30 protein-coding genes are annotated in these 24,908 nt (G+C 68.9%); 19 read left to right on the top strand and 11 right to left on the bottom strand.

What is annotated here, in order from left to right; translation table 11 throughout:
* Positions 1 to 12: 12 nt before the first annotated feature.
* The 5 genes from BUE42_RS13845 to BUE42_RS13825 are packed head-to-tail and all read right to left on the bottom strand — an operon-like array spanning position 13 to position 5,313.
* Positions 13 to 921 (bottom strand): polysaccharide deacetylase family protein, encoded by a 909-nt coding sequence (locus BUE42_RS13845; RefSeq protein WP_073465689.1) that lies wholly within the window; start codon positions 919 to 921, stop codon positions 13 to 15.
* Positions 918 to 2,393: a serine/threonine protein kinase gene (locus BUE42_RS13840; RefSeq protein WP_073465688.1), complete on the bottom strand. Its 1,476-nt coding sequence runs from the start codon at positions 2,391 to 2,393 to the stop codon at positions 918 to 920. Before BUE42_RS13840 ends, BUE42_RS13845 begins: the two co-directional genes overlap by 4 nt.
* Positions 2,383 to 3,126 carry a metallophosphoesterase family protein gene (locus tag BUE42_RS13835; protein WP_073465687.1) on the bottom strand — a complete coding sequence of 248 codons (744 nt, stop codon included), beginning with the start codon at positions 3,124 to 3,126 and terminating at the stop codon, positions 2,383 to 2,385. The genes BUE42_RS13840 and BUE42_RS13835 overlap by 11 nt, the downstream gene beginning before the upstream one ends.
* Before the next feature lie 28 nt (positions 3,127 to 3,154).
* Positions 3,155 to 4,096 carry an ornithine carbamoyltransferase gene (gene argF, locus BUE42_RS13830; RefSeq protein ID WP_073465686.1) on the bottom strand — a complete coding sequence of 314 codons (942 nt, stop codon included), beginning with the start codon at positions 4,094 to 4,096 and terminating at the stop codon, positions 3,155 to 3,157.
* A complete protein-coding gene (locus tag BUE42_RS13825; RefSeq protein ID WP_073465685.1) occupies positions 4,093 to 5,313 on the bottom strand; it encodes an aspartate aminotransferase family protein in 1,221 nt (406 codons plus the stop codon). Before BUE42_RS13825 ends, argF begins: the two co-directional genes overlap by 4 nt.
* A gap of 213 nt (positions 5,314 to 5,526) precedes the next feature.
* Between BUE42_RS13825 and BUE42_RS13820 the strand changes: the two genes are divergently transcribed.
* Positions 5,527 to 5,880, top strand: coding sequence for a DUF3579 domain-containing protein (locus BUE42_RS13820; protein ID WP_056805635.1), 354 nt, complete (start codon positions 5,527 to 5,529; stop codon positions 5,878 to 5,880).
* Between the two features lie 75 nt (positions 5,881 to 5,955).
* Here BUE42_RS13820 and rpsT read toward each other — a convergent pair whose 3' ends face one another.
* Positions 5,956 to 6,249: a 30S ribosomal protein S20 gene (rpsT, locus tag BUE42_RS13815; RefSeq protein ID WP_047500675.1), complete on the bottom strand. Its 294-nt coding sequence runs from the start codon at positions 6,247 to 6,249 to the stop codon at positions 5,956 to 5,958.
* A gap of 128 nt (positions 6,250 to 6,377) precedes the next feature.
* Here rpsT and murJ point away from each other — a divergent pair, with 128 nt between their 5' ends.
* The 11 genes from murJ to BUE42_RS13760 all read left to right on the top strand — a co-directional run bounded on the left by murJ (position 6,378) and on the right by BUE42_RS13760 (position 16,288).
* Positions 6,378 to 7,934 (top strand): murein biosynthesis integral membrane protein MurJ, encoded by a 1,557-nt coding sequence (gene murJ / locus BUE42_RS13810; RefSeq protein ID WP_073465684.1) that lies wholly within the window; start codon positions 6,378 to 6,380, stop codon positions 7,932 to 7,934.
* Between the two features lie 22 nt (positions 7,935 to 7,956).
* Entirely contained in the window at positions 7,957 to 8,826 is an 870-nt protein-coding gene (locus BUE42_RS13805) for a SirB1 family protein (RefSeq protein ID WP_073465683.1), read from the top strand.
* 148 nt (positions 8,827 to 8,974) lie between these two features.
* Positions 8,975 to 10,036, top strand: coding sequence for an AI-2E family transporter (locus tag BUE42_RS13800; protein ID WP_073465682.1), 1,062 nt, complete (start codon positions 8,975 to 8,977; stop codon positions 10,034 to 10,036).
* A gap of 7 nt (positions 10,037 to 10,043) precedes the next feature.
* On the top strand, positions 10,044 to 10,721 hold the full coding sequence (hda, locus tag BUE42_RS13795) for a DnaA regulatory inactivator Hda (RefSeq protein ID WP_073465681.1): 678 nt from the start codon (positions 10,044 to 10,046) through the stop codon (positions 10,719 to 10,721).
* Positions 10,718 to 11,389 (top strand): HAD family hydrolase, encoded by a 672-nt coding sequence (locus BUE42_RS13790; protein ID WP_073465680.1) that lies wholly within the window; start codon positions 10,718 to 10,720, stop codon positions 11,387 to 11,389. The genes hda and BUE42_RS13790 overlap by 4 nt, the downstream gene beginning before the upstream one ends.
* On the top strand, positions 11,386 to 13,020 hold the full coding sequence (gene pcnB / locus BUE42_RS13785) for a polynucleotide adenylyltransferase PcnB (RefSeq protein WP_073465679.1): 1,635 nt from the start codon (positions 11,386 to 11,388) through the stop codon (positions 13,018 to 13,020). The genes BUE42_RS13790 and pcnB overlap by 4 nt, the downstream gene beginning before the upstream one ends.
* Positions 13,007 to 13,507 (top strand): 2-amino-4-hydroxy-6-hydroxymethyldihydropteridine diphosphokinase, encoded by a 501-nt coding sequence (gene folK / locus BUE42_RS13780; protein ID WP_073465750.1) that lies wholly within the window; start codon positions 13,007 to 13,009, stop codon positions 13,505 to 13,507. The genes pcnB and folK overlap by 14 nt, the downstream gene beginning before the upstream one ends.
* A complete protein-coding gene (locus tag BUE42_RS13775) occupies positions 13,504 to 13,857 on the top strand; it encodes a DMT family protein (protein WP_073465678.1) in 354 nt (117 codons plus the stop codon). Before folK ends, BUE42_RS13775 begins: the two co-directional genes overlap by 4 nt.
* Complete coding sequence (locus tag BUE42_RS13770) at positions 13,854 to 14,528, top strand: deoxynucleoside kinase (protein WP_073465677.1); 675 nt, start codon at positions 13,854 to 13,856, stop codon at positions 14,526 to 14,528. The genes BUE42_RS13775 and BUE42_RS13770 overlap by 4 nt, the downstream gene beginning before the upstream one ends.
* 79 nt (positions 14,529 to 14,607) lie before the next feature.
* Entirely contained in the window at positions 14,608 to 15,255 is a 648-nt protein-coding gene (locus BUE42_RS13765) for a DUF47 domain-containing protein (protein WP_073465676.1), read from the top strand.
* A 16-nt stretch (positions 15,256 to 15,271) separates the two neighbouring features.
* Positions 15,272 to 16,288, top strand: a complete 1,017-nt coding sequence (locus BUE42_RS13760) for an inorganic phosphate transporter (RefSeq protein WP_073465675.1) — start codon at positions 15,272 to 15,274, stop codon at positions 16,286 to 16,288.
* A 24-nt stretch (positions 16,289 to 16,312) separates the two neighbouring features.
* On the opposite strand, the gene BUE42_RS13755 is transcribed toward BUE42_RS13760, so the two are convergent.
* Together BUE42_RS13755 and BUE42_RS13750 are read right to left on the bottom strand one after the other, a co-directional pair.
* Positions 16,313 to 16,750: an NINE protein gene (locus BUE42_RS13755; RefSeq protein WP_073465674.1), complete on the bottom strand. Its 438-nt coding sequence runs from the start codon at positions 16,748 to 16,750 to the stop codon at positions 16,313 to 16,315.
* A gap of 2 nt (positions 16,751 to 16,752) precedes the next feature.
* A complete protein-coding gene (locus BUE42_RS13750) occupies positions 16,753 to 17,295 on the bottom strand; it encodes a GNAT family N-acetyltransferase (RefSeq protein ID WP_073465673.1) in 543 nt (180 codons plus the stop codon).
* Between the two features lie 156 nt (positions 17,296 to 17,451).
* Here BUE42_RS13750 and rpsP point away from each other — a divergent pair, with 156 nt between their 5' ends.
* The 6 genes from rpsP to BUE42_RS13720 all read left to right on the top strand — a co-directional run bounded on the left by rpsP (position 17,452) and on the right by BUE42_RS13720 (position 21,422).
* Complete coding sequence (gene rpsP / locus BUE42_RS13745) at positions 17,452 to 17,718, top strand: 30S ribosomal protein S16 (RefSeq protein WP_073465672.1); 267 nt, start codon at positions 17,452 to 17,454, stop codon at positions 17,716 to 17,718.
* Positions 17,719 to 17,740: 22 nt separating this feature from the next.
* Positions 17,741 to 18,331: a ribosome maturation factor RimM gene (gene rimM, locus BUE42_RS13740; protein WP_073465671.1), complete on the top strand. Its 591-nt coding sequence runs from the start codon at positions 17,741 to 17,743 to the stop codon at positions 18,329 to 18,331.
* A gap of 9 nt (positions 18,332 to 18,340) precedes the next feature.
* On the top strand, positions 18,341 to 19,099 hold the full coding sequence (gene trmD, locus BUE42_RS13735) for a tRNA (guanosine(37)-N1)-methyltransferase TrmD (protein ID WP_073465670.1): 759 nt from the start codon (positions 18,341 to 18,343) through the stop codon (positions 19,097 to 19,099).
* A gap of 112 nt (positions 19,100 to 19,211) precedes the next feature.
* Complete coding sequence (gene rplS, locus BUE42_RS13730; protein ID WP_073465669.1) at positions 19,212 to 19,565, top strand: 50S ribosomal protein L19; 354 nt, start codon at positions 19,212 to 19,214, stop codon at positions 19,563 to 19,565.
* Between the two features lie 146 nt (positions 19,566 to 19,711).
* Positions 19,712 to 20,395, top strand: coding sequence for a CoA pyrophosphatase (locus tag BUE42_RS13725; RefSeq protein ID WP_143171489.1), 684 nt, complete (start codon positions 19,712 to 19,714; stop codon positions 20,393 to 20,395).
* 37 nt (positions 20,396 to 20,432) lie between these two features.
* Positions 20,433 to 21,422: a CobD/CbiB family protein gene (locus BUE42_RS13720; RefSeq protein ID WP_073465667.1), complete on the top strand. Its 990-nt coding sequence runs from the start codon at positions 20,433 to 20,435 to the stop codon at positions 21,420 to 21,422.
* On the opposite strand, the gene rsgA is transcribed toward BUE42_RS13720, so the two are convergent.
* From rsgA to BUE42_RS13705, 3 genes are read right to left on the bottom strand one after another with little or no spacing between them, the layout of a single operon-like run.
* Entirely contained in the window at positions 21,423 to 22,328 is a 906-nt protein-coding gene (gene rsgA / locus BUE42_RS13715) for a ribosome small subunit-dependent GTPase A (protein ID WP_073465666.1), read from the bottom strand. It lies immediately after the preceding gene.
* Positions 22,325 to 22,657, bottom strand: a complete 333-nt coding sequence (locus BUE42_RS13710; protein WP_073465665.1) for a 4a-hydroxytetrahydrobiopterin dehydratase — start codon at positions 22,655 to 22,657, stop codon at positions 22,325 to 22,327. The genes rsgA and BUE42_RS13710 overlap by 4 nt, the downstream gene beginning before the upstream one ends.
* Before the next feature lie 4 nt (positions 22,658 to 22,661).
* A complete protein-coding gene (locus BUE42_RS13705) occupies positions 22,662 to 23,957 on the bottom strand; it encodes a M48 family metallopeptidase (protein WP_073465749.1) in 1,296 nt (431 codons plus the stop codon).
* 53 nt (positions 23,958 to 24,010) lie between these two features.
* Here BUE42_RS13705 and orn point away from each other — a divergent pair, with 53 nt between their 5' ends.
* Positions 24,011 to 24,577, top strand: a complete 567-nt coding sequence (gene orn, locus BUE42_RS13700) for an oligoribonuclease (RefSeq protein WP_073465664.1) — start codon at positions 24,011 to 24,013, stop codon at positions 24,575 to 24,577.
* Positions 24,578 to 24,908: the final 331 nt, after the last annotated feature.

Genomic DNA, 24,908 nt, shown 5'->3' with positions numbered 1-24,908 from the left:
CGCGCAAGCCATTTATCGCGCCATATCCTCCATCGCCGACACGATCGCCCCCGGCGTCGTGACCCAGATCTCGCGGTGGTGGTCCATCACATGCCGCAGCGCGCGCCGCAGGTGCCGCAGCCGATACGGTTGCCCGACGATGTACGGGTGCAGCGCGATGCCCATCACCAGCGGCTGGCGCTGCGACTGCTCCAGCATCTCGTCGAACTGGTCGACGATCATCTGCGCGAAGTCCTTCGCGTCCATCTGCCGCGCGATGACCATCGGGATGTCGTTCAGCTCCTGCGGGTAGGGCACCGACCACAGCGTGCCGCCGCCGCGCGTGCGCAGGCGCACCGGCTGGTCGTCGTGGCACCAGTTCAGCGTGTACTGGAAACCGGCCTCGGCCAGCAGGTCGGGCGTGACGTGGCTTTCCGAGATCCATGGTGACAGCCAGCCGCGCGGCGCCAATGCATGGCGGCGCGTCATCGTGTCGCGGCAGTGCTCGATCAATGCGCGCTCGTCGGCCTCGGCCAGCGATCCCTGCCGGACCGAGTTGGTGTGACCGTGCGCGATCATCTCGTCGCCGCGCTGCACGAAGGCATCGACCAGCGGCGCGCTCAGCTCGTACAGCGCGGTGTTCAGGATCACGCCGGCCGGCATCGCGAGCTGGTCGAACAGCTCCAGGCAGCGCCACGCGCCGACGCGGTTGCCGTACTCGCGCCAGCTGTGGTTCAGCACGTCGGGGTGCGGCGACGCCGGGCCGAGCGATGCGCCCAGCCCTTCGCCGAACGCGAAGTCCTCGAGGTTGAAGCCGAGGTACACCGCCAGCCGCTGCCCGTTGGGCCAGCAGAAATCCGGCCGCTGCGTGATCGGCGAGTAGTCGAAGCGGCCGTGCGTGCGCAGCGGACCGAACCGGGGATCGGGGGCCGGGTGGCTCATGGAGCAGGTCGAAGCAAGCTGCGCACCACCGTCACCGTGCAGTCCGACTGCGCCACCACCTCGGCCGACACGCTGCCCAGGTAGCGCCGCAGCCCGCCGCTGCTGCGCGCGCCCATCACGACGTGGTCGACCTGGTTCTTCCGCGCGTAGTCGACGATCGCCGTGGCCGCATCGGGCGCCTCGAGCACGTGGAAGGTCACGCGCCCGGCCTGTTCGGGGCGCGTGGCCTCCAGGTCCTGCAGCAGCGGGCGCGCCCAGTGCTTCAGCTGCACCAGCAGGCCCACGTGCTTGCTGCCGCCGTCCTTGTCGAGCAGCTCGTCCATGCCGATGCGGTTGATCTTCAGCACAGCCAGGCACGCGAGGCGCGCACCGGGCTCGGTGTGCAGCAGGCGCTGCACCGTGTCGCGCACCGCCTCGAGCAGCGCCGGCTCGGCGTTCGCGACATCCACCGCGGCCAGCAGGATCGGGCTGCGCGCCGCCTGCCCCGCGGCATTGCCGCGCTCGGCCGGCTCGGCGCCGAGCGCCGCGAACCAGCGCCGCAGCGTCTGCACGCGGCCGCTGCGCGCACGCCGCGTCGCGCGGTCGGTCAGCACCACCTGCTCCGGGTTCTGCAGCTCGAAGGCGAGCTGCGCCGCGCTCTGGTGCCGCTTGTCGGGCTGCACCTCGAGGCAGCGCAGCACCAGCTCCTGCAGCCACGGCGGGCAGTCGGGCCGCCACGCGAGCGGCGGCAGCGGGTCTTGATACAGCCGCTGGCGCAGCCCGCGCACGCTGGTGGGCGCACCGAACGGGCGCTCGCCGGTCAGCAGGTGGTACAGCAGCACGCCGAGCGCGAACAGGTCGCTGCGCGGGTCGTTGCGGATGAACTGCACCTGCTCCGGCGACATGTAGGGGCCGGTGCCCATCGGCAGCTCGAACTCCTCGTCGAGCAGGTCGGGCAAAAAATCGTGGCGCGACAGGCCGAAGTCGACCAGCACCGCGTCGCTGCGCGAGCCGTCCGCGGCCTTGCGGAACATGATGTTGCTGGGCTTCACGTCGAGGTGCACCACGTGCTGGCGGTGCAGGTCGTGCAGCGCCGTCGCGATCAGCGCGCCGCAGCGCACCACCTCGTCGATCGGCAGCGGCGCGTCGTCGAAGCGCTTGCGCAGCGAGTCGCCCGACAGGCGCTCCATCACGATGAACGGTTGCCCGGTGAAGTCGGCCTTGGCGATGAACTTCGGCACGTGCACGCCGCTGATCGACGGCAGGATCATCTGCTCGACCTCGAAGCCGACGATGCTGGTCGGATCTTCGCCACCCTTGATGCGCGGCACCTTCATGATCAGCGGCATCGGGTCGTCGCTGCCGAGCCGCGTCACCGCCCACAGGTTGGCCATGCCGCCCTGGTGCAGGTGGGCATCGAGCCGGAAGCCGTCGATGACCTGGCCGGCGGCCAGGCGCGACGAGGGCTTCGCCGGCCCGGCCTCAGTGCCCATCGATCAGGCGCTGCGCGAGCCGTTCGGGCAGGCCGGCGGCCAGCACCTTGGCGGCCGCGGCCTCATGGTCGTAGGGCACGCGGTGGTAGGTGAGGTCGCCGCTGACGGTGTCGAACGTGGCGTAGGCGGCCGCCGGGTTGCCGTCTCGCGGCTGGCCGGACGAACCGGGGATCACCAGCCATTGCCGCTGCGGCGACAGCGGGATCGGGACACCCGGCACCGGCGTGAAATCGCCGACCTTGCCGGTGCCCGACAGGTGGAACAGCAGCGGCTCGTGCACATGGCCGCAGAAGGTGATGCGCGCATCGGTGGCGTGCAGGCTGCGCACCGCGTCGAGCCGGCCGGTGACGTAGCCCCACGCGGCCGGCGCATGCGCGTTGGCGTGCACGTAGAGGCGGTCGGCGTCGCGCGCGGTGAGCGGCAGCTTGGCCAGGAAATCGAGCTGCGGCGGCGTCAGGCGCTCGTGCGTCCAGGCGGCGGCCTCGCGGGCGTCGGGCACCATGGTCGGCTGCGGGCCCTGCACCGCGGCCGCGTCGTGGTTGCCGAGCACCGCGATCGCGCCGTCGGCCACATGCGCCTGCACGCAGTCGACCACCCAGCCCGGCTCGGCGCCGTAGCCGACGTAGTCGCCGAGGAACACATGCTGCTGCACGCCCTGCGACTGCGCATGCGCGAGCACCGCCTCGACGGCCTCGCGGTTGGCGTGCAGATCGGTGATGAGGGCAAGCTTCATGCGGGCGTGTGCCGCGGATCGACCGGGTTCAACCGATGCGGCCCAGCAGCAGGTACTCCATCAAGGCCTTCTGGACGTGCATGCGGTTCTCGGCCTCGTCCCAGACGACCGATTGCGGCCCGTCGATCACGTCGGCCTCGACCTCCTCGCCGCGGTGCGCCGGCAGGCAGTGCATGAAGAGCGCGTCGGGCTGCGCCGCGGCCATCATCTCGCGGTCGACGCACCAGTCGGCGAAGGCCTTCATGCGGGCCTCGTTTTCGGCTTCGTAGCCCATGCTGGTCCACACGTCGGTGGTCACCAGGTGGGCGCCGGCGCAGGCTTCGAGCGGATCCTTGAAGACCTTGATGCAGCCGGTGTCGCTGGTGTCGTTGATGCCCGCCGCCTTCGCGTCGACCTCGTAGCCCGACGGCGTGCTGACGTGCAGCGTGAAGCCGAGGATGCTGGCCGCCTGCAGCCAGGTGCTGGCCATGTTGTTGCCGTCGCCGACCCACGCCACCACCTTGCCGGCGATGCTGCCGCGGTGCTCGATGTAGGTGAAGACGTCGGCCAGGATCTGGCACGGGTGGTATTCGTTGGTCAGCCCGTTGATGACCGGCACGCGCGAGTTGGCCGCGAAGGCCTCGAGCTTGGTCTGCTCGTAGGTGCGGATCATCACCACGTCGACCATGCGGCTGATCACGCGCGCGCTGTCCTCGATGGGTTCGGCGCGGCCGAGCTGGCTGTCGCCGGTGGTCAGGTTCACCACCGAGCCGCCCATCTGGTACATGCCGGCCTCGAAGCTGACGCGGGTGCGCGTGGAGGCCTTCTCGAAGATCATCGCGAGCGTGCGGTCGACCAGCGGCGTGTACTTCTCGTAGTTCTTGAAGCGCTTCTTGATGATGCCCGAGCGCTCGAACAGGTAGGCGTATTCCTCGGCGCGGAAGTCCTTGAACTGCAGGTAGTGCTTGATGAGGCTCATGCCGGGCTTCATGGCGTGGCGGGGGTTTCGGACAGGAAGCGCTTCACCAGCGGGCACAGGATGGCCACGATCTGCGCCGCTTCGTCGGCGGTGAGGATCAGCGAGGGCACCAGGCGGATCACGCGATCGGCGGTGACGCTCAGCAGCAGGCCGGCCTCGGCCGCGCGGTTCAGCAGCACGCCGCACGGGCGGTCGAGCTCGATGCCGAGCATCAGGCCCTGGCCGCGCACCTCGACGAAGCCCGCCACGCCGGACAGCTCCTTCTCGATGCCGGCTTTCAGCGCGGCGCCGACGGTGGCGGCGTTCTCGAGCAGCTTCTCTTCTTCCATGATGCGCAGCGTCTCGACGCCGGCGCGCATCGCGAGCGGGTTGCCGCCGAAGGTGCTGCCGTGGTTGCCCGGGCCGAGCACGTTCGCCGCCTTCGGGCCGCAGACGATCGCGCCGACCGGCACGCCCGAGCCCAGGCCCTTGGCGAGCGGCATCACGTCCGGCTTGATGCCGGCCCACTGGTGCGCGAACCACTTGCCGGTGCGGCCGAGGCCGCACTGCACCTCGTCGAGCATCAGCAGCCAGCCGCGCTCGTCGCAGATCTTGCGGATGCCCTGCAGGTACTCGACGGTCGAGACGTTGATGCCGCCTTCGCCCTGGATCACCTCCAGGAACACCGCGACGACGTTCGGGTTCTCGGCCGCCACCTTGCGCACCGCGGCGAGGTCGTTCAGCGGCACGCGCACGAAGCCTTCGACCAGCGGGCCGAAGCCGGCCTGCACCTTGGTGTTGCCGGTGGCCGAGAGCGTCGCGATCGAGCGGCCATGGAAGGCCTTCTCGTAGACGATGATCTCCGGGCGCTCGATGCCCTTGTCGTGGCCGAACTTGCGGGCGATCTTCAGCGCGCCTTCATTGGCTTCGAGGCCGGTGCTGCAGAAGAAGGCGTTGGTCAGCCCGGACAACTCGGTCAGCTTGGCGGCGAGCTGCTCCTGCAGCGGCACCTGGTAGTAGTTGGAACTGTGGATCAGCTTGCCGACCTGGTCCTGCAACGCGGCGACCAGCTTCGGGTGCGCATGGCCGACGGTGTTGACGGCGATGCCGCCCAGGCCGTCGAGGTATTTCTTGCCGTCGGTGTCCCACACCCAGCAGCCTCGGCCATGCGACAGCGCGAACGGCAGGCGACCGTAGGTCGGCATCACGTGGGGCATGGGCTGGGCAGCGGGGGTGGTGGTCGCATTCATTGCGGCAGGACTCCGGAAGTGCGCGGAAGTGCGGAATACAGGGCAGCAGCGCGCCGCCCGGGGCCTTGGATTCTAAGGGTCGGGTCCGACGCGCCGATAAAGGCACAGGCGCCAGCCCTTCCCGGGCTCGGCAATCTGCTGCGGCGCAGCATATTCGCGGCACAATAGCCGCCGGCCGACCCGCCATTCGTTCGACCCACGCCCGCAGCACGCATGACCTCACCCTTGCCCCGCGAAGTGTTCATCCAAGGCCTCACCAAGGATGGCAAGACCTTCCGCCCCAGCGATTGGGCGGAGCGGCTGGCGGGTGCGATGTCGAGCTTCCGCCCGGGCGGCTCGGCCGGCGGCATCGGCTCGTTCATCGGCTATTCGCCGTACTGCGTGCCGCGCGTGATCAACGGCGTGAAGTGCGTGATCGTCAGCGAGGAGCTGAAGGCGCTGGAGCCGATGGCCTGGGACTTCGTGATGAACTTCGCGCGCGACAACGACCTGCAGGTCGTCGAGGCCTGCCTGCTGCCGAACGGGCAACTGGCGCCGGTGCCGCCGCCGGCCCAACAGGCCGCCTGATCAGCGCATCTGACGGCACCAATGAAAAAGGCCCGCTGAGCGGGCCTTTTCACTTACCACCTGGAATCTTTTCAATCAGGCTGCGAGAGCCTTGATCTTGGCCGACAGGCGGCTCTTGTGGCGAGCGGCCTTGTTCTTGTGGAACAGGCCCTTGTCAGCCACGGAATCAATCACGCCCTGGGCGGTCTTGAAGATTTCGGCAGCCTTGGCCTTGTCGCCGGCGACAACGGCCTTCTGAACGTTCTTGACGACCGTCCGGAACTTCGAACGCAGCGCGGTGTTGGCGGCGTTGAGCTTCACGTCTTGACGGACGCGCTTGCGGCCCGACGCGATGCGGACCGTCTTCTTGACTTTGGAGGAAGTAGCCATTTGTTTGCGTGATCCAGGTGGGTGGGGCAAAGACCGCGAGTATAGCATTCACATTTCGGCCCGGGCAAATCGAGACACGAGCGGTGAGCAGGCGCTACCTATAATCCGCCCGCTTCCTGCCCCCGCCCATGAACCTGCTGCGTGCCGCCTCCGTCGTCTCCCTGCTGACCCTGGCGTCGCGCATCACCGGGCTGGGGCGCGAGCTGATGGTCGCCGCGATGTTCGGCGCCGGCGCCTGGACCGACGCTTTCCAGGCCGCGTTCCGCATCCCCAACATGCTGCGCCGGCTGTTCGCCGAAGGCGCCTTCGCGCAGGCCTTCGTGCCCATCCTCGGCGAGACCCGCACCCGCGAGGGCGACGAGGTCACCCACCTGCTGGTCAACGCCGTCGCCACCGTGCTGTTCTGGGCGCTGCTCGTCACCTGCGTGGCGGGCATGGTCGGGGCACCGGTGATCGTCTGGCTGATGGCCTCCGGCCTCGCGCAGTTCGACGGCGCCGTCGTGATGACGCGCTGGATGTTCCCCTACATCGGCTTCATCTCGCTGGTCGCGCTGGCCGCCGGCGTGCTCAACACCTGGAAGCAGTTCGCGGTGCCGGCCGCGTCGCCGGTGCTGCTGAACCTGGCGGTGATCGGCGCCGGCTGGGGCCTGGCGCCGGTGTTCCGCCGCTGGGGCGTCGAGCCGATCTACGCGATGGCGGTCGGCGTGATGATCGGCGGCGTGCTGCAACTGGCGGTGCAGCTGCCGGCGCTCGCGCGCATCGGCCAGTTGCCGCGCATCGGCATGACGCCCGGGCGCATCCGCGCCGCCTGGCACCACCCTGGCGTGCACCGCGTGCTGCGTCAGATGGCGCCGGCGCTGCTGGGCGTGTCGGTGGCGCAGCTGTCGCTGCTGATCAACACGCAGATCGCGTCGCACGTCGGCGTCGGCGCGGTGTCGTGGCTGACCTATGCCGACCGGCTGATGGAGTTCCCGACCGCACTGCTCGGCGTCGCGCTCGGCGTGGTGCTGATCCCGCAGCTGTCGTCGGCCCAGGCGCGCGCCGATGCCGACGCGTACTCCGGCCTGCTCGACTGGGGCCTGCGCCTGGTGCTGCTGCTCGCGCTGCCGTGCGCGGTGGCACTGCTGGTGTTCACGACGCCGCTGGTCGCGTCGCTCTACCACCGCGGGGCCTTCCGGGCCGAAGACGTCGCGCAGACCGTGCTGGCGCTGCGCGGCTACGGCGTCGGCCTGATGGGGCTGATCGGCGTCAAGATCCTCGCGCCCGGCTTCTACGCCCGGCAGGACATCCGCACGCCGGTGAAGATCGCCGTGGTCGTGCTGGTGCTGACGCAGGTGATGAACCTGCTGTTCGTGCCGCAGCTCGGCCATGCGGGGCTGGCGCTGTCGATCGGGCTGGGCGCGCTGGTCAATGCCGGCTGGCTGTTCGTCGGCCTGCGCCGGTCGGGCAGCTACACGCCGTCGGCGGGCTGGGCCGGCTTCACCTGGCGGGTGCTGCTGGCGACCACGCTGCTGGGCGCCTTGCTCGGCTACGCGTCGCTGAAGCTCGACTGGATCGCGCTCGGCCAGCAGCACGGCGCGCGCGCCGCGTGGCTGGCCGCCTGCCTGGGCGGCGCGGCGATCGTTTACTTCGGAACCCTGCTCGCCACCGGGTTGAACCTGAAGCAGTTCGCCCGGCGAGGCTGAAATGCGACGCTAAACTGGCTGGATGGCCCGTCCGTTGCAGTTCGAAGCGCCCACCGCGCTGGAGTATTTCGCGTCGCTGGTGGCGGATGACGCCAGCCTGTCGCTGACCGAGGCCGCGGTCGCGATCGGCCAGGACGACGATCCCGGCCTCGATGCCCAATCGGTGCTGGCCGAGATCGACCAGCTCGCGCTGCGCCTGATGCAGCGCGTGCCGGCCGATGCGGTGCCGCTGCAGCGCCTGCGCCGGCTCAACCACTTCTTCTTCAACGACCTCGGCTTCGCCGGCAACGTCAACGACTACTACGATCCCGGCAACAGCCACCTCGGCACGGTGCTGCGCACGCGGCGCGGCATCCCGATCACGCTGGCGGTGCTGTACATCGAACTGGCCACGCAGATCGGCCTGCAGGCGCGCGGCGTGTCGTTCCCCGGGCATTTCCTCGTCAAGCTGCACATGCCGCAGGGCGAGGTGGTGATCGATCCGTTCACCGGCCATTCGCTGTCGCGCGACGAACTCGACGACCTGCTGATGCCCTACCGCCAGAGCCATGGCCTGGTGGGCGATTTCGACGTACCGCTCGGGCTGTTCCTGCAGGCCGCGCCGGCGCGCGACGTGCTGGCGCGCATCCTGCGCAACCTGAAGGAAATCCACCGCAGCGGCGAAGACTGGCCGCGCCTGCTGCAGGTGCTGAACCGGCTCGTGGTGCTGCTGCCCGACGCCTGGGAGGAGCGGCGCGACCGCGGCCTCGCCTACGCCGAACTCGGCATGACCGGCGAGGCGCTGCACGACCTGGACCTGTACCTGGCCCACGCGCGGGCGGCCGAAGACCAGTCGGCGATCCGCGCCCGCGTCGCCCGGCTGCGCAGCGCCGGACCGCGGCGCCTGCACTGACCTGCCTCACCGGTGCCACGCTGACACCGGTTTCAGCCGTTTTGGGGCCCGGCGCCACCGGCCCTTAGAATTTGCCGCTTCCTGCCGGCACCGCCCACCCCGGGTCTCGCTTTCAAAACTGAGCACGCCGGCATCACCGACCCCGTCGATGCAACTCTCTCCTGCGCAGCGTCAAACCCTTTCGTGGCTGGCCATCGCCCTGGTGCTGCTGGTGCTGGTGTGGCTGCTGGCGCCGGTGCTGACGCCGTTCATCGTCGGCGCGGTGCTGGCCTATGCGCTGCATCCGCCGGTCGAGCGCCTGGCCGCACGCGGCGTGCCGCGCGTGCTGGCGGTGCTGGGCGTCGAGGTGCTGGCGCTGCTGCTGGTGCTGACGGTGCTGCTGCTGATCGTGCCCATCTTGTCGAAGGAGCTGCCGCTGCTGCGCCAGCAGGTGCCGCTGCTGATCGACCGCTTCAGCCTGTGGGCGACGCCGTGGCTCGCGCAACTGGGCATCCATGCGCAGCTCGACACCGCGAGCATCAAGGAATTCGTCGTCCAGCGCCTGGGCGACAACATGGAGGAGTGGGTCGGCACCGTGCTCAGTTCGGCGCGCATCGGCGGCAGCTTCCTGCTCGCGATCGTCGGCAACGCGGTGCTGATCCCGGTCGTGCTGTTCTACCTGCTGATGGACTGGCCGCACCAGGTGAAGCGCCTGGAGGACCTGATCCCGCCGCGCCTGCAGCCGGGCGTGCGCAGTTTCATGGACGAATGCGATGCGGTGCTCGGCCAGTACCTGCGCGGCCAGCTGCTGGTGATGGGCATCCTCGCGGTCTGCTACAGCATCGGCCTCGCGCTGTTCGGCTTCGACCTGGCGGTGCCGGTCGGCGTGTTCACCGGCCTGGCGGTCTTCATTCCCTACCTCGGCTTCGGGCTGGGGCTGGTGCTGGCGCTGCTGGCCGGCACGCTGCAGTTCGCGAGCGCCTACGGGCTGGTCGCGGTCGCGGTGGTGTACGGCGCGGGCCAGGTGCTGGAGAGCGTGTACCTCACGCCGCGCCTGGTCGGCGAGCGCATCGGGCTGAGCCCGCTGACGGTGATCTTCGCGCTGCTCGCGTTCGGCCAGCTGTTCGGCTTCGTCGGCGTGCTGATCGCGCTGCCGCTCAGTGCGGTGATGGCGGTGGCGGCGGGGCGCGTGCGCGGCGCCTACCTCCACAGCAAGCTGTTCCGCGGGTGACCGGGCGATGCGCCAACTGCCCCTGTTGATTGCCAGCGACCCGGCGCACACCTTCGAGACCTTCGTCGCGGCCGGCAATGCGCTGGCGCTGGCCCACCTGCGCGGCCTGACGCGCCAGGCCGCCCCGGTGCTGCTGTGGGGGCCGTCCGGCGCCGGCAAGACGCACCTGCTGCGGGCGCTCGCCAGCTCGGTGCAGCAGCAGGGCGGCCGCGTCAGCTGGTTCACCGCCGGCGACGACCTGCCGTGGCTGTTCGACGAAGGCGACATGCTGATCGTTCTCGACGATTGCGACGCGCTCGACGAAGCCGGCCAGCACGCCGCGTTCGCGCTGTTCGTGCAGGCGACGACGCACGGCATCCCGGTGGCGGCCGCTGCCCGCGTGCCGCCGGTCGACCTGCCGCTGCGCGAGGACCTGCGCACCCGGCTCGGCTGGGGGCACATCTTCGCGATCGAGCCGCTCGGCGAGGCCGAGGCCCGCGCCGCGCTGCGCCGCGAGGCCGACCGGCGCGGCATCTTCCTCTCCGACGACGTGATGGACTACCTGCTGACGCGCTTCTCGCGCGACCTGAAGCACCTGATGAAGCTGCTCGACCGGCTCGACGAATTCGCGCTCGCGCACAAGCGGGCGATCACGGTGCCGCTGCTCAAGCAGATGCTCACCGAGGAAGGCCCGGAGTCGTCATGAACCTGTGCCTGTTCGACCTCGATCACACGCTGATTCCGTTGGATTCCGACCATGCCTGGGGCGAGCACATGCTGCGCCTGGGTTGGGTCGACACCGACGAATTCCGCCGCGCCAACGACGCCTTCTACGTGCAGTACCAGGCCGGCACGCTCGACATCCACGAATACATCGAGTTCGCGACGCGCGCCTGGCGTGGCCGCCCGGCCGCCGAACTGGCCGCCGCGCAGGCCGGTTTCATGCGCGAGGTGATCGTGCCGGCGATGCTGCCGGCGGCCATCGCGCTGGTGCGCGACCACCAGGCGCGCGGCGACCTGGTGGCCATCGTCACCGCGACCAACGAGTTCGTCACGGCGCCGATCGCCCGGGCCTTCGACGTGCCCCACCTGCTCGCGGTGGAGCTGGAGCGCGGTCCGGCGGGTAACATCACGGGCCGGATCCACGGAACACCTTCGTTTCGAGACGGCAAGACGGCCCGCACCCGCGAGTGGCTGGCAGGCCTGGGGCATCGACTGCAGGATTTCGAGCGAATCAGCGTCTACAGCGATTCGCCGAACGACCTGCCGCTGCTGGAATGCGCCACCGAGCCGGTGGCAACCAACCCCTCGCCGACGCTCGAAACCGTGGCGCGTGAGCGAGGCTGGCGAGTACTACAACTATTCAACCAATGATCAAGAAGTTCATTGACAAGCTGCTGGGCAAGACCAGCACCCCGATCGCGGTGCCCAAGGGCAAGCGGGTCGAAGTCGCGGCCGCCGAGCACGGCATCGACCCGGCGCTGGTCGACGAGAACGCGGTGCGCGTGGTGCAGACCCTGGCCGATGCCGGCTACGAGGCCTACATCGTCGGCGGCGCGGTGCGCGACCTGCTGGTCGGGCTGCGGCCGAAGGATTTCGACGTCGCCACCAGCGCCACGCCCGAGCAGGTCAAGGCGCTGTTCCGGCGCGCCTTCATCATCGGCCGGCGCTTTCGCATCGTGCACGTGGTGTTCGGCCGTGGGCGCGAGCACGAGGTGATCGAGGTCTCGACCTTCCGCGCGATGATGGACGCGACGGCGTCCGAGCAGGTCAGCGGCAACGAGAAAACCTCGAAGAGCGAGCTGGCCGGCAAGACCCATGCGGTCGATGCGGCCGGCCGCGTGCTGCGCGACAACGTCTGGGGCCCGCAGATCGAGGATGCGGCGCGCCGCGACTTCACGGTCAACGCGATGTACTACGACCCGCAGCGCCAGATCGTCGTCGACTACCACGGCGGCATCAAGGACGCGAAGAAGAAGGTGCTGCGCATCATCGGCGACCCGGTCACCCGCTACCGCGAAGACCCGGTGCGCATCATCCGCGTCGTGCGCTTCGCGGCCAAGCTCGGCTTCACGATCGACCCGAAGACGCGGGCGCCGATCCGCGAGCTGGCCGCGCTGCTCGACAGCGTGCCGGCCTCGCGCACCTTCGACGAGATGATCAAGCTGCTGCAGACCGGCCACGCGCTGGCCAGCATCGAGGAGCTGCACAAGCAGGGCCTGGCCGGCGCGGCGCGCGGGCTGTTCCCGATCCTCGACGTGATGCTCGACGACGCGCAAAAGCACCCGGCGCGCCAGAAGTTCGTGCAGCTCGCGCTGGCCGACACCGATCGCCGCGTCGCCGAGAGCAAACCGGTGGCGCCGAGCTTCATGCTCGCCTGCATGCTGTGGCACGAGGTGCTGGACCGCTGGCTGCGCCTGAAGAAGGGCGGCGAGGCGCCGTTCCCGGCGCTGCAGCAGGCGATCGATGCGGTGTTCGATGCGCGCATCGGCGACATCTCCGGCCGCGGCAAGCTGGCCGGCGACATGCGCGAGATCTGGCTGATGCAGCCGCGCTTCGAGCGCCGCACCGGCAACGGGCCGTTCACGCTGGTCGAGCAGCCGCGCTTCCGCGCCGCGTTCGACTTCCTGCGGCTGCGCGCCGACGCCGGCGAGATCGAGGCCGAGCTGGCGCGCTGGTGGGAAGACTTCTCGCTCGCCGATCCGGACGAGCGGCATCGGCTGATGCAGGGCAAACGCGACGGCACGCGCGAAGGCCCGCGCGAGGCGCCGCGGCGTTCGCCGTCCGGCCCGCGTGCGGCGCCCGCGCCCCGTGACGCGGCGTCCGCGAAGGCGGGTGAAGCTGCCGAGGCGGACGAGGGCGCCGAAACGACGGACGGCGACCTGTCGGCCGAACCGGCCCGCAAGCGTCGTCGTCGTCGCCGCAAGCCCGGCGGCGGTGAAGGTGGTGCTGGCGGCGCCGGTGGCGGCGCGGCCCCGGCCTCCGGTGGCGATGCCGGCGAATGAAGCCCGCGCCGAATGGGCCTTTATCGGCCTGGGCGCCAACCTCGGCGATGCGCGCGCAACACTGACCCGGGCGCTCGCCGAACTGGCGGCCTTGCCCGGCGTCGACGCGCTGCAGGCCTCGCCGCTGTACCGCACCAAGCCGGTCGATGCGCAAGGCCCCGACTTCGTCAACGCCGTCGCGCGCCTGCGCACCACGCTGCCGCCTCTGGCGCTGCTGGCCGGGTTGCAGGCGATCGAGGCAGCTCACGGCCGTGAGCGGCCGTACCGCAACGCACCCCGCACGCTCGACCTCGACCTGCTGCTGTACGGCGAGCAGGCGATCGACGAACCCACGCTGACCGTGCCGCACCCGCGCATGCACCTGCGCGCCTTCGTGCTCGCGCCGCTGGCCGACCTGGCGCCCGGCGTGCTCATTCCCGGCCGCGGCGGCGTCGCGGCGCTGCTGGCCGGACTCGACCACCAACCCCTCTCGCGGATCGACCCATGAATGCCATCCCCGTGTCGGTGCAGACCGTCGTGCTGCTGATCGCGTCGAACGTCTTCATGACCATCGCGTGGTACGGCCACCTGAAGAGCCTGGCCGACAAGCCGTGGTTCGTCGCGGCGCTGATCAGCTGGGGCATCGCGCTGTTCGAGTACCTGCTGCAGGTGCCGGCCAACCGCATCGGCTACGCCGGCGGTTTCTCGCTCGCGCAGCTGAAGATCACGCAGGAGGTCATCACGCTGGGCGTGTTCGTGCCGTTCGCGATGATCTACATGGGCCAGCCGTTCAAGCTCGACTACGTATGGGCCGGGCTGTGCCTGGTCGGCGCGGTGTACTTCATCTTCCGCTCATGAGTTCTCCGGTGAGCGCGGGGCTCGAGCGCTTCCGCCACATCGCGATCGAGGGGCCGATCGGCGTCGGCAAGAGCTCGCTCGCGCGCCGATTGGCTGCTCACCTCGGGGCCGAGACGATGATGGAGCAGGCGGGCGAGAACCCGTTCCTCGAGCGCTTCTACGCCGACCAGTCCGGCTATGCCTTCCAGACGCAGGTGTTCTTCCTGTTCCAGCGGCTGCGCCAGGTGCGCTCGCTGGCGCAGCCGGGCATGTTCTCGCAGGCGGTGGTCAGCGATTTCGTGTTCGCCAAGGATGCGATCTTCGCGCGACTGAACCTGAGCGACGAGGAATACGGGCTCTACAGCCAGATGTATGGCCAGGTCGCGCCGCAGGTGCCGCAGCCCGACCTCGTGATCTGGCTGCAGGCGCCGACCGCGACGCTGCTGCAGCGCATCCAGCGCCGCGCGATCGCGATGGAGCAGCGCATCGCGGCCGACTACCTGCAGCGCCTGGCCGATGCCTACGCCGGCTACTTCGAGGGCTTCGACGCGGCGCCGGTGCTGGCCGTCAACACCGAGCACTTCAACCCGATCGAGCGCGAGGCCGACTGGCAGGCGCTGCTCGACCGGCTGGCCGGCTTCCGCGGCCCGCGCGAGTTCTTCGACCCGGGTGCGGCACCGCGATTGGCCTGAGGCGCCCCAGCTACACTGCGTCGTGTGACGAATTGGTGACAGCGCGACGACAGCGCGGCCGACCCCCCAGGAGACCCCGATGCTGTTTGGCAAGCTGCTGCCGCGCGAAGGCAATTTCTTTGAGCTGTTCAACCAGCACGCCGCGTTCATCGTCGAAGGCGCTCGCGCCTTCATCGCGATGATCGAGAACTACAGTGACCTCAACCTGCGCGAGAAGCATGCGAACGAAGTGGTGGCCGCCGAGCGCGCCGCCGACCGCATCACCGCCGAGGTCAACCGGCTGCTGCACAAGACCTTCATCACGCCGATCGATCGCGAGCAGATCCACGGCCTGATCAACGCGATGGACGACATCGTCGACCTGCTGCAGGACGCCACCGAGACCATGCAGCTGTACGACGTGCGCGCGATGACCGAAGAGGTGCTGCGCCTGGGCGACCTGAGCGCCAAGTGCTGCGAGCGCGTGCAGCACGCGGTGTCGCTGCTGCCGCGGCTGAACCAGCACGATGCGAGCGAGGCCGCGATCAAGACCTGCGAAGAGATCGACAAGCTCGAGTCCGACGCCGACCGGGTGATGCGCGCCGCGATGTCCAAGCTGTTCCGCGAAGAAAAAGACGTGCGCGAGCTGATCAAGCTGAAGGCGATCTACGAGCAGCTCGAATCGATCTCCGACCGCTGCGAGGACGTTGCCAACCTGATCGAGGGCGTGGTCCTCGAGAACTCCTGACCGGCAGGGACTGCGGATGCAATCGGTCCAGGTCGCCTTCTGGGTGGTGGCGCTGCTGGTGGCGCTGGCCATCGTCTTCGACTTCATGAACGGTTTCCACGACGCGGCGAATTCGATCGCCACCGTCGTGTCCACCGGCGTGCTGAAGCCGCAGCAGGCGGTCGTCTTCGCGGCCTTCTTCAACGTGCTGGCGATCTCGGTGTTCCACAACCTGACGGTGGCCGCCACCGTCGGCAAGGGCATCGTCGTGCCGGGCATCGTCGACCACCACGTGGTGTTCGGTGCGCTGATCGGCGCGATCGTCTGGAACATCGTGACCTGGTGGTACGGCATCCCGTCGAGCTCGTCGCACGCGCTGATCGGCGGCATCTGCGGCGCGGTGATCGCGAAAGCCGGCGTCGGCGCGCTGGTCGGCGGCGGGCTGCTGTGGATCGTGGCCTTCATCTTCATCTCGCCGGCGCTCGGTTTCCTGCTCGGCTCGCTGGCGATGGTGGCGGTGGCCTGGATCTGCCGGCGCAGCTCGCCGCTGCGGGTCGACAACTGGTTCCGCCGGCTGCAGCTGGTGTCGGCCGGCCTGTACAGCCTGGGCCACGGCGGCAACGACGCGCAGAAGACCATCGGCATCATCTGGATGCTGCTGATCGCCACCGGCTATGCCGCGGCCGATTCGAAGACGCCGCCGGGCTGGGTCATCGGCAGCTGCTACCTGGCGATCGGGCTCGGCACGATGTTCGGCGGCTGGCGCATCGTGCTGACGATGGGCCAGAAGATCACCAAGCTGAAACCGGTCGGCGGCTTCTGCGCCGAGACCGGCGGGGCGATGACGCTGTTCCTCGCGACCGCGCTCGGCATCCCGGTGTCGACCACGCACACCATCACCGGCGCGATCGTCGGGGTCGGTTCGGTGCGGCGTGCGTCGGCGGTGCGCTGGGGCGTTGCCGGCAACATCGTGTGGGCCTGGGTCTTCACGATCCCGGCTGCGGCATTCGTTGCCGCGATCGCCTACTGGGCGAGCTTCACGATGTTCCCCTGACCGGCCGCCCAGGCGATCACCGGTTCACTGGCTGATCTTGCGGGCCTCCTCGACCTGGTACTCGAAGTAGCGCTGGCCGCCGAACGCGATCGTCGCCATCAGCACGGTGGCGCCGAGCAGCAGCGCGATCACGACGCCGATCACCGCGAGCCAGCCGGCTGGCGTGACCGGCTCGCCGCGGTTGAAGCGCAGGCTCCACTTCTCGTCGGGCATCAGGCCGTAGACGATCGCCGCCAGCATCGCCGCCGCGATCGCGATGCCCAGCAGCGGGATCAGCGCCCACGAGAGCGGGTCGTCCTGGCCGATGCGGATCACGCGCAGCACGCCATAGGCGCCGATCAGCGTCGGCACCGGCCACAGCCAGCCCCAGACGTCGCGCGGGCCATGCAGGTAGAAGCGGTGCAGCCCGAGGCTGCCGCCGACCAGGGCGATCCAGGTCGCGAGCGTCTTCGACTTGGCCATGGTCACAGGCCCGCGGCCGGCGGCACGGCGTCGCCGCTGCCGAGCGCGCGTTGCATCAGCACCACGTCGAGCCAGCGCTCGAACTTCCAGCCGACGGATTTCAACAGCCCGGTGTGCTCGAAGCCGAGGCTGCGGTGCACGCCGATCGATCCGGCGTTGGCCGAGTCGCCGATCACCGCGAGCATCTGGCGCGCGCCGAGCGCCTCGCACTGCGCCATCAACTCGGCCAGCAGCGCCTTGCCGACACCTTGCCCACGGGCGGCGTCCGACAGGTAGATGGAATCCTCGAGGCAGAAGCGGTAGGCGCGGCGCGGGCGGAAATGGTTCGCGTAGGCATAGCCGAGCACCTCGCCGCCGCGTTCGGCCACCAGCCAGGGCAGGCCCTTGGACAGCACGTCGTCGCGGCGGCGGGTCATCTCGGCGAGGTCGGGCGCCTCGAGCTCGAAGGTGCCGGTGCCGTGCAGCACGTTCCAGCCGTAGACGGCGGTGATGGCGGGGAGGTCGGCGGCCGTGCTGGCGCGAATCGTGATGGGGCTCTCGGACATGATGGGGTCGTGGGGTGGTCTGACGAGTTTATAATGTCGGGTTTCGGTGACGGCCGGCCCGGAGGGTTGGCGTATCTACGGCACCGACCCCCCGATCTGCTTGCCCTGAGTGTCTCCTGGTGCGGTGGATGTTTTCGATAATCTCAAGGAAACAACATGGTCGTGATTCGACTCGCACGTGGTGGCGCCAAGAAGCGTCCGTTCTACAACATCGTCGTCGCTGACTCGCGCGTCCGCCGTGACGGCCGCTTCATCGAGCGCGTCGGCTTCTACAACCCGGTGGCGTCCGGTGCCGAAGAGCCGCTGCGCGTGGTGTTCGACCGCATCGCGCACTGGGTTGGTTATGGCGCCCAGATGTCGCCGACGGTGGCCCGCCTGGTCGCCCAGGCCAAGGCTGCGACCCCGGTTGCTGCTGCAGCCTGAAGTCCGGCTTGAGGACGTGTCGATGACCACCGCGCCGGTGCCGACCGGGACGATCGATCCCGCGTGGCCCGAGGATGCGGTGGAAATCGGCAGGATCCTCGATGCCTGGGGCGTGAAAGGCTGGCTTCGCGTGCAGCCTTTCGCCTCTGATCCCCAGGCTCTGTTTTCTTCGCGCCGGTGGTTCGTGAAACCACCGGAGCCTCAAGGCATCAAGCTGCCGGCGACCGCCGCAGCCGCCTTTCCGCCCTTCCTGAAGGTCGTGCAGGTCAAGGAGCACGGCGATGGCGTCGTCGCCCAGGTGGCGGACGTCGCCGATCGCACCGGGGCCGAGGCCCTGCGCGGGGCGCGCCTGTTCGTCAGCCGCGCGAGCTTCCCGACCGCCGAGAAGGACGAGTACTACTGGGTCGACCTGATCGGCATGACGGTCGTGAACCGCGAGGGCCAGACCCTCGGCACTGTGGCCGGCCTGATCGACACCGGCCCGCACAGCGTGCTGCGGCTGGCCGCCCCGACGCCGGCCGAGGAGCGGTTGATCCCGTTCGTCGGCGCCTATGTCGACGATGTCAGCATGGCTGAGCGCCGCATCACCGTCGACTGGGGCCTGGACTACTGACCCTGCGCGATGCGCTTCGACGTCGTCACGCTGTTCCCCGAGCTGTTCTCACCCCACCTGACCGTGGGCGTGACGCGCCGCGCGTTCGAATCGGGGCAGGTCGACGTGCGGCTGTGGCCGCTGCGCGATTTCGCCGACGACAACTACCGCCGTGTCGACGACCGTCCGTATGGTGGCGGTCCAGGCATGGTGATGCTGGTCGAGCCGCTGGAGCGTGCGCTCACCGCCATCCGCGGCGAGCGGGCCGATGGGGCCGAGTTGGCGGTCGTGCACTTCACGCCGACCGGCCGCCGAATCGATCAATCGGTGATGCGCGAGTTCGCGTCCGGCCCCGGCGCGGTGCTGCTGTGCGGCCGCTACGAGGGCATCGACCAGCGCTTCGTCGACCGCCACGTCACGCTGGAGCTGAGCCTGGGCGATTTCGTGCTGTCCGGTGGCGAGCTGCCGGCGCTCGCGCTGCTCGACGGCGTGGCGCGGCTGCAGGACGGCGTGCTGGGCGATGCGCAATCGCACCAGCAGGACAGCTTCTCCGACGGGCTGCTCGACTGCCCGCACTACAGCCGGCCCGAATTGCTCGATTCGCCGAGCGGCCCGGACCCGGTGCCGCCGGTGCTGCTGTCGGGCCACCATGCCGACATCGCCCGCTGGCGACGCGAGCGTTCGCTCGAGATCACTGCCCGGCGGCGGCCCGAATTGATCGCCGCCGCCCGCGAGCGTGGCGAACTCAGCAAACTCGACGAGAAGTTCCTCGGCAGCCTCGGGCTATAATCGCAGGCTTTTCGATCCTCTACCGGGCGTGGCCGCCTTCTTCTTGAGCGGCCACATGAAATTGAGCAATCGTTTCCAGCAAACCGCGCCGGCAAGATCACAGGAGAACCCCATGGACCTGATCCAGACCCTCGAGCAAGAAGAAATTGCTCGCCTCAACAAGACCATTCCCCCCTTCGCCCCCGGCGACACGGTGATCGTCAGCGTCAACGTCGTCGAAGGCACGCGCAAGCGGCTGCAGGCTTATGAAGGCGTCGTGATTGCCAAGCGCAACCGCGGCCTGAACTCCAGCTTCATCGTGCGCAAGATCTCGAGCGGCGAAGGCGTGGAGCGTACGTTCCAGCTGTACAGCCCGCTGATCGCGACGATCGAAGTCAAGCGCCGCGGCGATGTCCGCCGCGCCAAGCTGTACTACCTGCGTGAGCGTTCGGGCAAGTCGGCCCGGATCAAAGAAAAGCTGGCCTGACGAAGTCAGGGTCCGACGCCAGTCGGACCTGCCGCGTAGCGGCAAAGCCGGCTTTCGCGCGCAGCGCACAAACTGGCTTAATCGCCGTTTCCCCCGGCAAAAAGGCCGCCTCACACGAGGCGGCTTTTTTCTTGTCCAATCGATCCATGCCGCTGAGCTTCAATCCGCTGGAACTGCCCGTCGAGGGCATCGACGACCACCTTCCCGCCGTTGCGTTGCCGCAGCTCTCGCCCGAGGCCTTGCGAAGCCGTTTCCTCGCGCCACCCGCATGGTCCCCCGAGATCGCCGCCGAGCGCAGCTTCGTGACCCGTGCGCCGGCCCACGCCTCGGTGCTCGTGCCGCTGGTGCAGCGTGAGGTGCTGTGCGTCGTGCTGACCCAGCGCACCGACCACCTGACCGACCACCCCGGCCAGATCAGCTTTCCCGGCGGCCGTGCCGAAAGCTACGACGCCGACGCCGTCGACACCGCACTGCGCGAGGCCACCGAAGAGATCGGCCTTGCGCGCGAGTACGTCGACGTGCTCGGCAGCCTGCCCACCTACACCACCGGCACCGGGTTCATCGTGACGCCGGTCGTCGGCCTGCTGCGCGGGGGCTTCACGATCCAGGCCGATCCGTTCGAGGTGGCCGAGGTGTTCGAGGTGCCGCTCGCGTTCCTGATGAGCCCGGCCAACCACCGCCGGCACAGCGTCGAGGTGGGCGGCGTGCGGCGCGAATTCCTGTCGATGCCGTGGACCGGCGTCGCCGCCGACGGCCGCCCGCGCCAGTACTTCATCTGGGGCGCGACCGCCGCGATGCTGCGCAACCTGTACCGATTCCTCGCCGCGTAGCTCGCCGGACCAGGCCTCGCCGCTATCATCGCGGGCCATGAGTTTCTTCGCCGTCCTGTTCGCGCTGCTCATCGAGCAACTGAAGCCGCTGCCGCGCCGCAACTTCGTGCACGACGGCCTGACCGGCTGGATGCGCTGGACCGGCCGCAACTTCGACGCCGGCCAGGACCACCATGCCTGGGTCGTCTGGTGCGTGACGACGCTGGTGCCGGCGCTGCTGGCCTGGGCGGTCTTCGCGATCGTCGTGCGCTTCAGCCTGGTCGCCGCACTGGCCTGGAACGTCGTCGTGCTGTACCTGACGATGGGCTTCCGACAGTTCAGCCACTACTTCACCGACATCCGCGATGCGCTCGAGCGCGGCGACGAGCTCACCGCGCGCCGGCTGCTGGCCGAATGGCGCCACCTCGATGCCAGCGAGCTGCCGCGCGCCGAGCTGCTGCGGCACGTGATCGAGCATTCGCTGCTGGCCGCGCACCGCCATGTGTTCGGGGTCTTCTTCTGGTTCGTCGTGCTGTCGTCGCTCGGCCTCGGGCCGGCCGGCGCGGTGTTCTACCGAATGGCCGAGTTCGCGAGCCGCTACTGGGCCTTCAAGAGCCGCACCGTCGGCGCGCCGGTGAACGAGCGTCTGCTCGCGCTGTCGCAGCGCCTGTTCGGGCTGATCGACCACCTGCCGGCGCGGATGACGGCCTTCGGCTTCGCGGTGGTCGGCAACTTCGAGGAGGCGGTGTCTTGCTGGCGTCGCGACGCCGGGCTGTGGAAGCATGCGAACGAGGGGATCATCCTGTCGGCAGCCGCCGGTGCGGTGGGCGTGCAGCTCGGTGGCAGCGCGGCGCCGGGCGTGACGCCCGACCGCTCGAAGACCTTCGACAGCGGAGCGCCGGATGAGCTGTCGAATGCCGAAGGCTCGACCCCGGGGGCGCCGCCGCAGACCGGGCACCTGCGCAGCATCGTCGGGCTGGTGTGGCGCTCGGTCGTGCTGTGGATGCTGCTGCTGGCCTTGCTGTCCCTGGCCAACCTGATCGGCTGATCAGAAGCGCTGCCGGCCCAGCTCTTCGCGGATTTCGCCGTAGATGCGGTGCCTCGACTCGCTGATCTCGCCGCGCGCCAAGGCGGCCAGCACACCGCAACCGGGCTCGTGCTGGTGCGTGCAGTTGTAGAACTTGCAGTCGGTGGCCGCGGCGCGGATGTCCGGCATCAGCATCGCCAGCTGCTGCGCCTCGATCTGCCGCAGCCCGAATTCCTGGAACCCCGGCGAGTCGATCAACGCCGTGGTGCGGGCCGAATCGAGCCAGTACCACTGCGTCGAGGTCGTCGTGTGGCGGCCTGAATTCAGCGCCACCGAGATGTCGCCCACCTGCGCCCGCGCATCGGGTGCCAGCAGGTTGATCAGCGTGCTCTTGCCGGTGCCGCTCGGCCCCAGCACCAGCGTCGCGCGGTCGGCCAGCAGCGGGCCCAGGCGGTCGCGTGCTTCCTGGGGCCGAGTCTTCAGCGCCAGCTCGATCACGTCGGCACCCATCGCGCTGTAGGGCTTCAGGCGCTCGCGCGCCGCGGCGATCTGCGGCAGGTCGGACTTGTTCAGGATGATGCGCGTCGGGATGCCGGCGCTCTCGGCAGCGATCAGCGCGCGCGCCAGCTGCGACTCGCTGAACACCGGCTCGGCCGCCACCAGCACCAGCAGCTGGTCGAGGTTGGCGGCGAACGACTTCGTCTTCCATTCGTCCTGGCGGAACAGCAGGTTGCGCCGCGCGTCGACATGCTCGATCACGCCTTCGTCGCCGGTGACCTGCCAGCGCACGCGGTCGCCGACCACGCAGTCGCTCTTCTTGCCGCGGGGGTGGCAGACGATGCGCTCGCCGTCGGGTGTCTCGACGATGTAGTGGCGGCCGTGCCCCGCGACCACCAGCCCGGTGTCGAGCGCGACGGTGTGGCTCAAGCGAGGAAGGCGACGAGCGCGTCCGCCTTGGCCGCGCAGATGAAGTCGTTCAGCGAGATGCCGCCGACCGAATGCGTGTTGAAGCGCGCGACGCAGCGGTCATAGGTGACGGCCAGCTCGGGGTGGTGGTCTTCGGTGTGCGCGATCCAGGCCAGCGCATTCACGAACGCCATCGTCTCGTGGTAGTTCTTGAAGCTGAAGGTCTTCTCGATGGCGCCGTTGTTCAGGTGCCAGCCACTGACTTGCGCCAGGTGGCTGCGGACTTCGTTCGGGCCCATCGCGTCGGCGCCTTCCAGCGCCTTGCATTTCAGGTGCAGCAGGTTGCTCATGGTGTCAGCTCGGTTGTGGATGCGTCTGGGGACGCGCTTGCGAATCTAGGGCCGCCAGGCGCTCGGTGGCCGGCGGATGGGAGTAGTAGAAGCTCGCGTACACCGGGTCCGGCGTCAGCGTGGTCGAATTGTCCTCATGCAGCTTCAGCAGGGCCGCAGCAAGGTCTTGCCCGTTCGCCTGCGAGCAGGCGTAGGCATCGGCCTCGAACTCGTGCTTGCGCGAGACCCGCGCCGCCAGTGGCCCGGCGAACACGCCGAACACCGGCATCGCGAGCATCAGCAGGATCAGCGCCAGCGCGTCGTTCGGTGCCGCGAGCGAGGGCTGCACGCCCAGCCCCAGGAAGAACCAGGCCTGGTTCGACAGCCAGCCGAGCAGCGCGAAGGCCAGCAGGCTCAGCACCGTCATCGTCAGGCTGCGCTTGAGCAGGTGGCGCAGCTTGAAGTGGCCGAGTTCGTGCGCCAGCACCGCTTCCATCTCGGGCGGGCTCAGCTTGTTGATCAGCGTGTCGTAGAAGATCACGCGCTTCGATTTGCCGAGCCCGGTGAACATCGCGTTCGCATGGGCCGAGCGCTTGCTGCCGTCCATCACGTAGAAGCCCTGGGCGGTGAAGCCGCAGCGCGCCATCAGCGCGAGCGCCTGCTCCTTCAGCGTGCCGTCGGGCAGCGGCTCGAACTTGTTGTAGAGCGGCATCACGACCAGCGGGTACACCACCTGCACGAACAGGCCGAAGGCCGTCCACGCGAGCCAGGCCCAGAACCACCAGTAGGCCCCGGCCGCCCCCATCAGCCACAGGATCAGCGCGACGATCGGCAGGCCGAGCACGATGCCGACCAGCGTGTTGGTGACCAGGTCGCGCACGAACAGCTGCCAGGTCATGCGGTTGAAGCCGAAGCGCGCCTCGAGGCGGAAGGTGGCGTACAGCTCGAACGGCAGCTCGAGCACGGCGCCGATCACCGAGAAGGCGAGCACCAGCGCCAACTGGTAGGCGAGGCCGCCGAAGCGCGGGGCGACGGCATCGCGCAGCACGCCGTTCAGCACGTCGAGCCCGCCCAGCAGCGTCCAGCCGAGCAGCACGACGGCGCCGAAGGCCATCGACACCAGCCCGAAGCGGCCCTTCGCGAGCGTGTAGTCGGCGGCTTTCTGGTGCGCTTCGAGCGACACCTTGCCGACGAAGGCCGCCGGCACGGCGCCGCGGTGCGCCGCGACGTGCCGCATCTGGCGTGTCGAGAGCCACAGGCGCAGGCCCAGCGAGGCGAGCAGCGCGGCGGCGAACAGCAGGGTCAGGTGAATGGCTTGCATGGTCTGCAAGTGTAGGGCGCGGGTCGGCGAGAATGCCCCCAAGGAGAAAACCCATGAGCGACATCGCAAGCCCGCTGCAGCAGAGCGACCAGAACCTGATCTGGATCGACCTCGAGATGACCGGCCTCTACCCGGACACCGACCGCATCATCGAGATCGCGGTCGTCGTCACCGATGCCCAACTGACGCAGCGCGTCGAAGGCCCGGTGTTCGCGATCCACCAGAGCGACGCGACGCTCGACGCGATGGACGCCTGGAACAAAGGCACGCATGGCCGCAGCGGCCTGATCGACCGCGTGAAGGCGTCGACCATCGACGAGGCCTCAGCCGAGGCGCAGGTGATCGACTTCCTGAAGCGCTACGTCGGCAAGAGCACCTCGCCGATGTGCGGCAACAGCATCTGCCAGGACCGCCGCTTCCTGGCGCGCACGATGCCGAAGCTGGAAACCTTCTTCCACTACCGCAACCTCGACGTCAGCACGCTGAAGGAATTGGCCAAGCGCTGGAAGCCGGAGATCCTCGCCGGCTTCAAGAAGGCGCAGGCCCACACCGCGCTGGCCGACATCCACGAGTCGATCGACGAGTTGGCGTATTACCGGGAGCACTTTCTGGCGAAGTGACCGTGGCGAAGTGACGCCGCGCCACGCAGAGCCCTCGCAGAATTTGGGGGCATTGCTACTTGCGGGAAAACCCGGATCCCCCTAGAATCCGCCCTTCGCCTCGGCAAAGTCTTTTTGAAAAAGCCGGGCGTTTCGTTCATCCCCTCTGACCTCATCGAGTCTTCCCACGGGTGGTTTATTCCACCGTGCGGCCTGTTCGAACCCCTCACGGGAATGGTTGGCGGCGATGCCGTCGCTTTGACTGTTCCCATGTTCCCCGGCACCGGCGCGAGTTCTTCTCGCCGATCTGGGTTCGGACCTTCTCCCCAGCGACTGATCCGCGTGCGCTTGA

The sequence above is a fragment of the Rhizobacter sp. OV335 genome (assembly GCF_900142965.1).
In the GTDB taxonomy this organism is placed as follows: domain Bacteria; phylum Pseudomonadota; class Gammaproteobacteria; order Burkholderiales; family Burkholderiaceae_C; genus Rhizobacter.
This window is presented reverse-complemented; position numbering and strand designations above follow the sequence as displayed.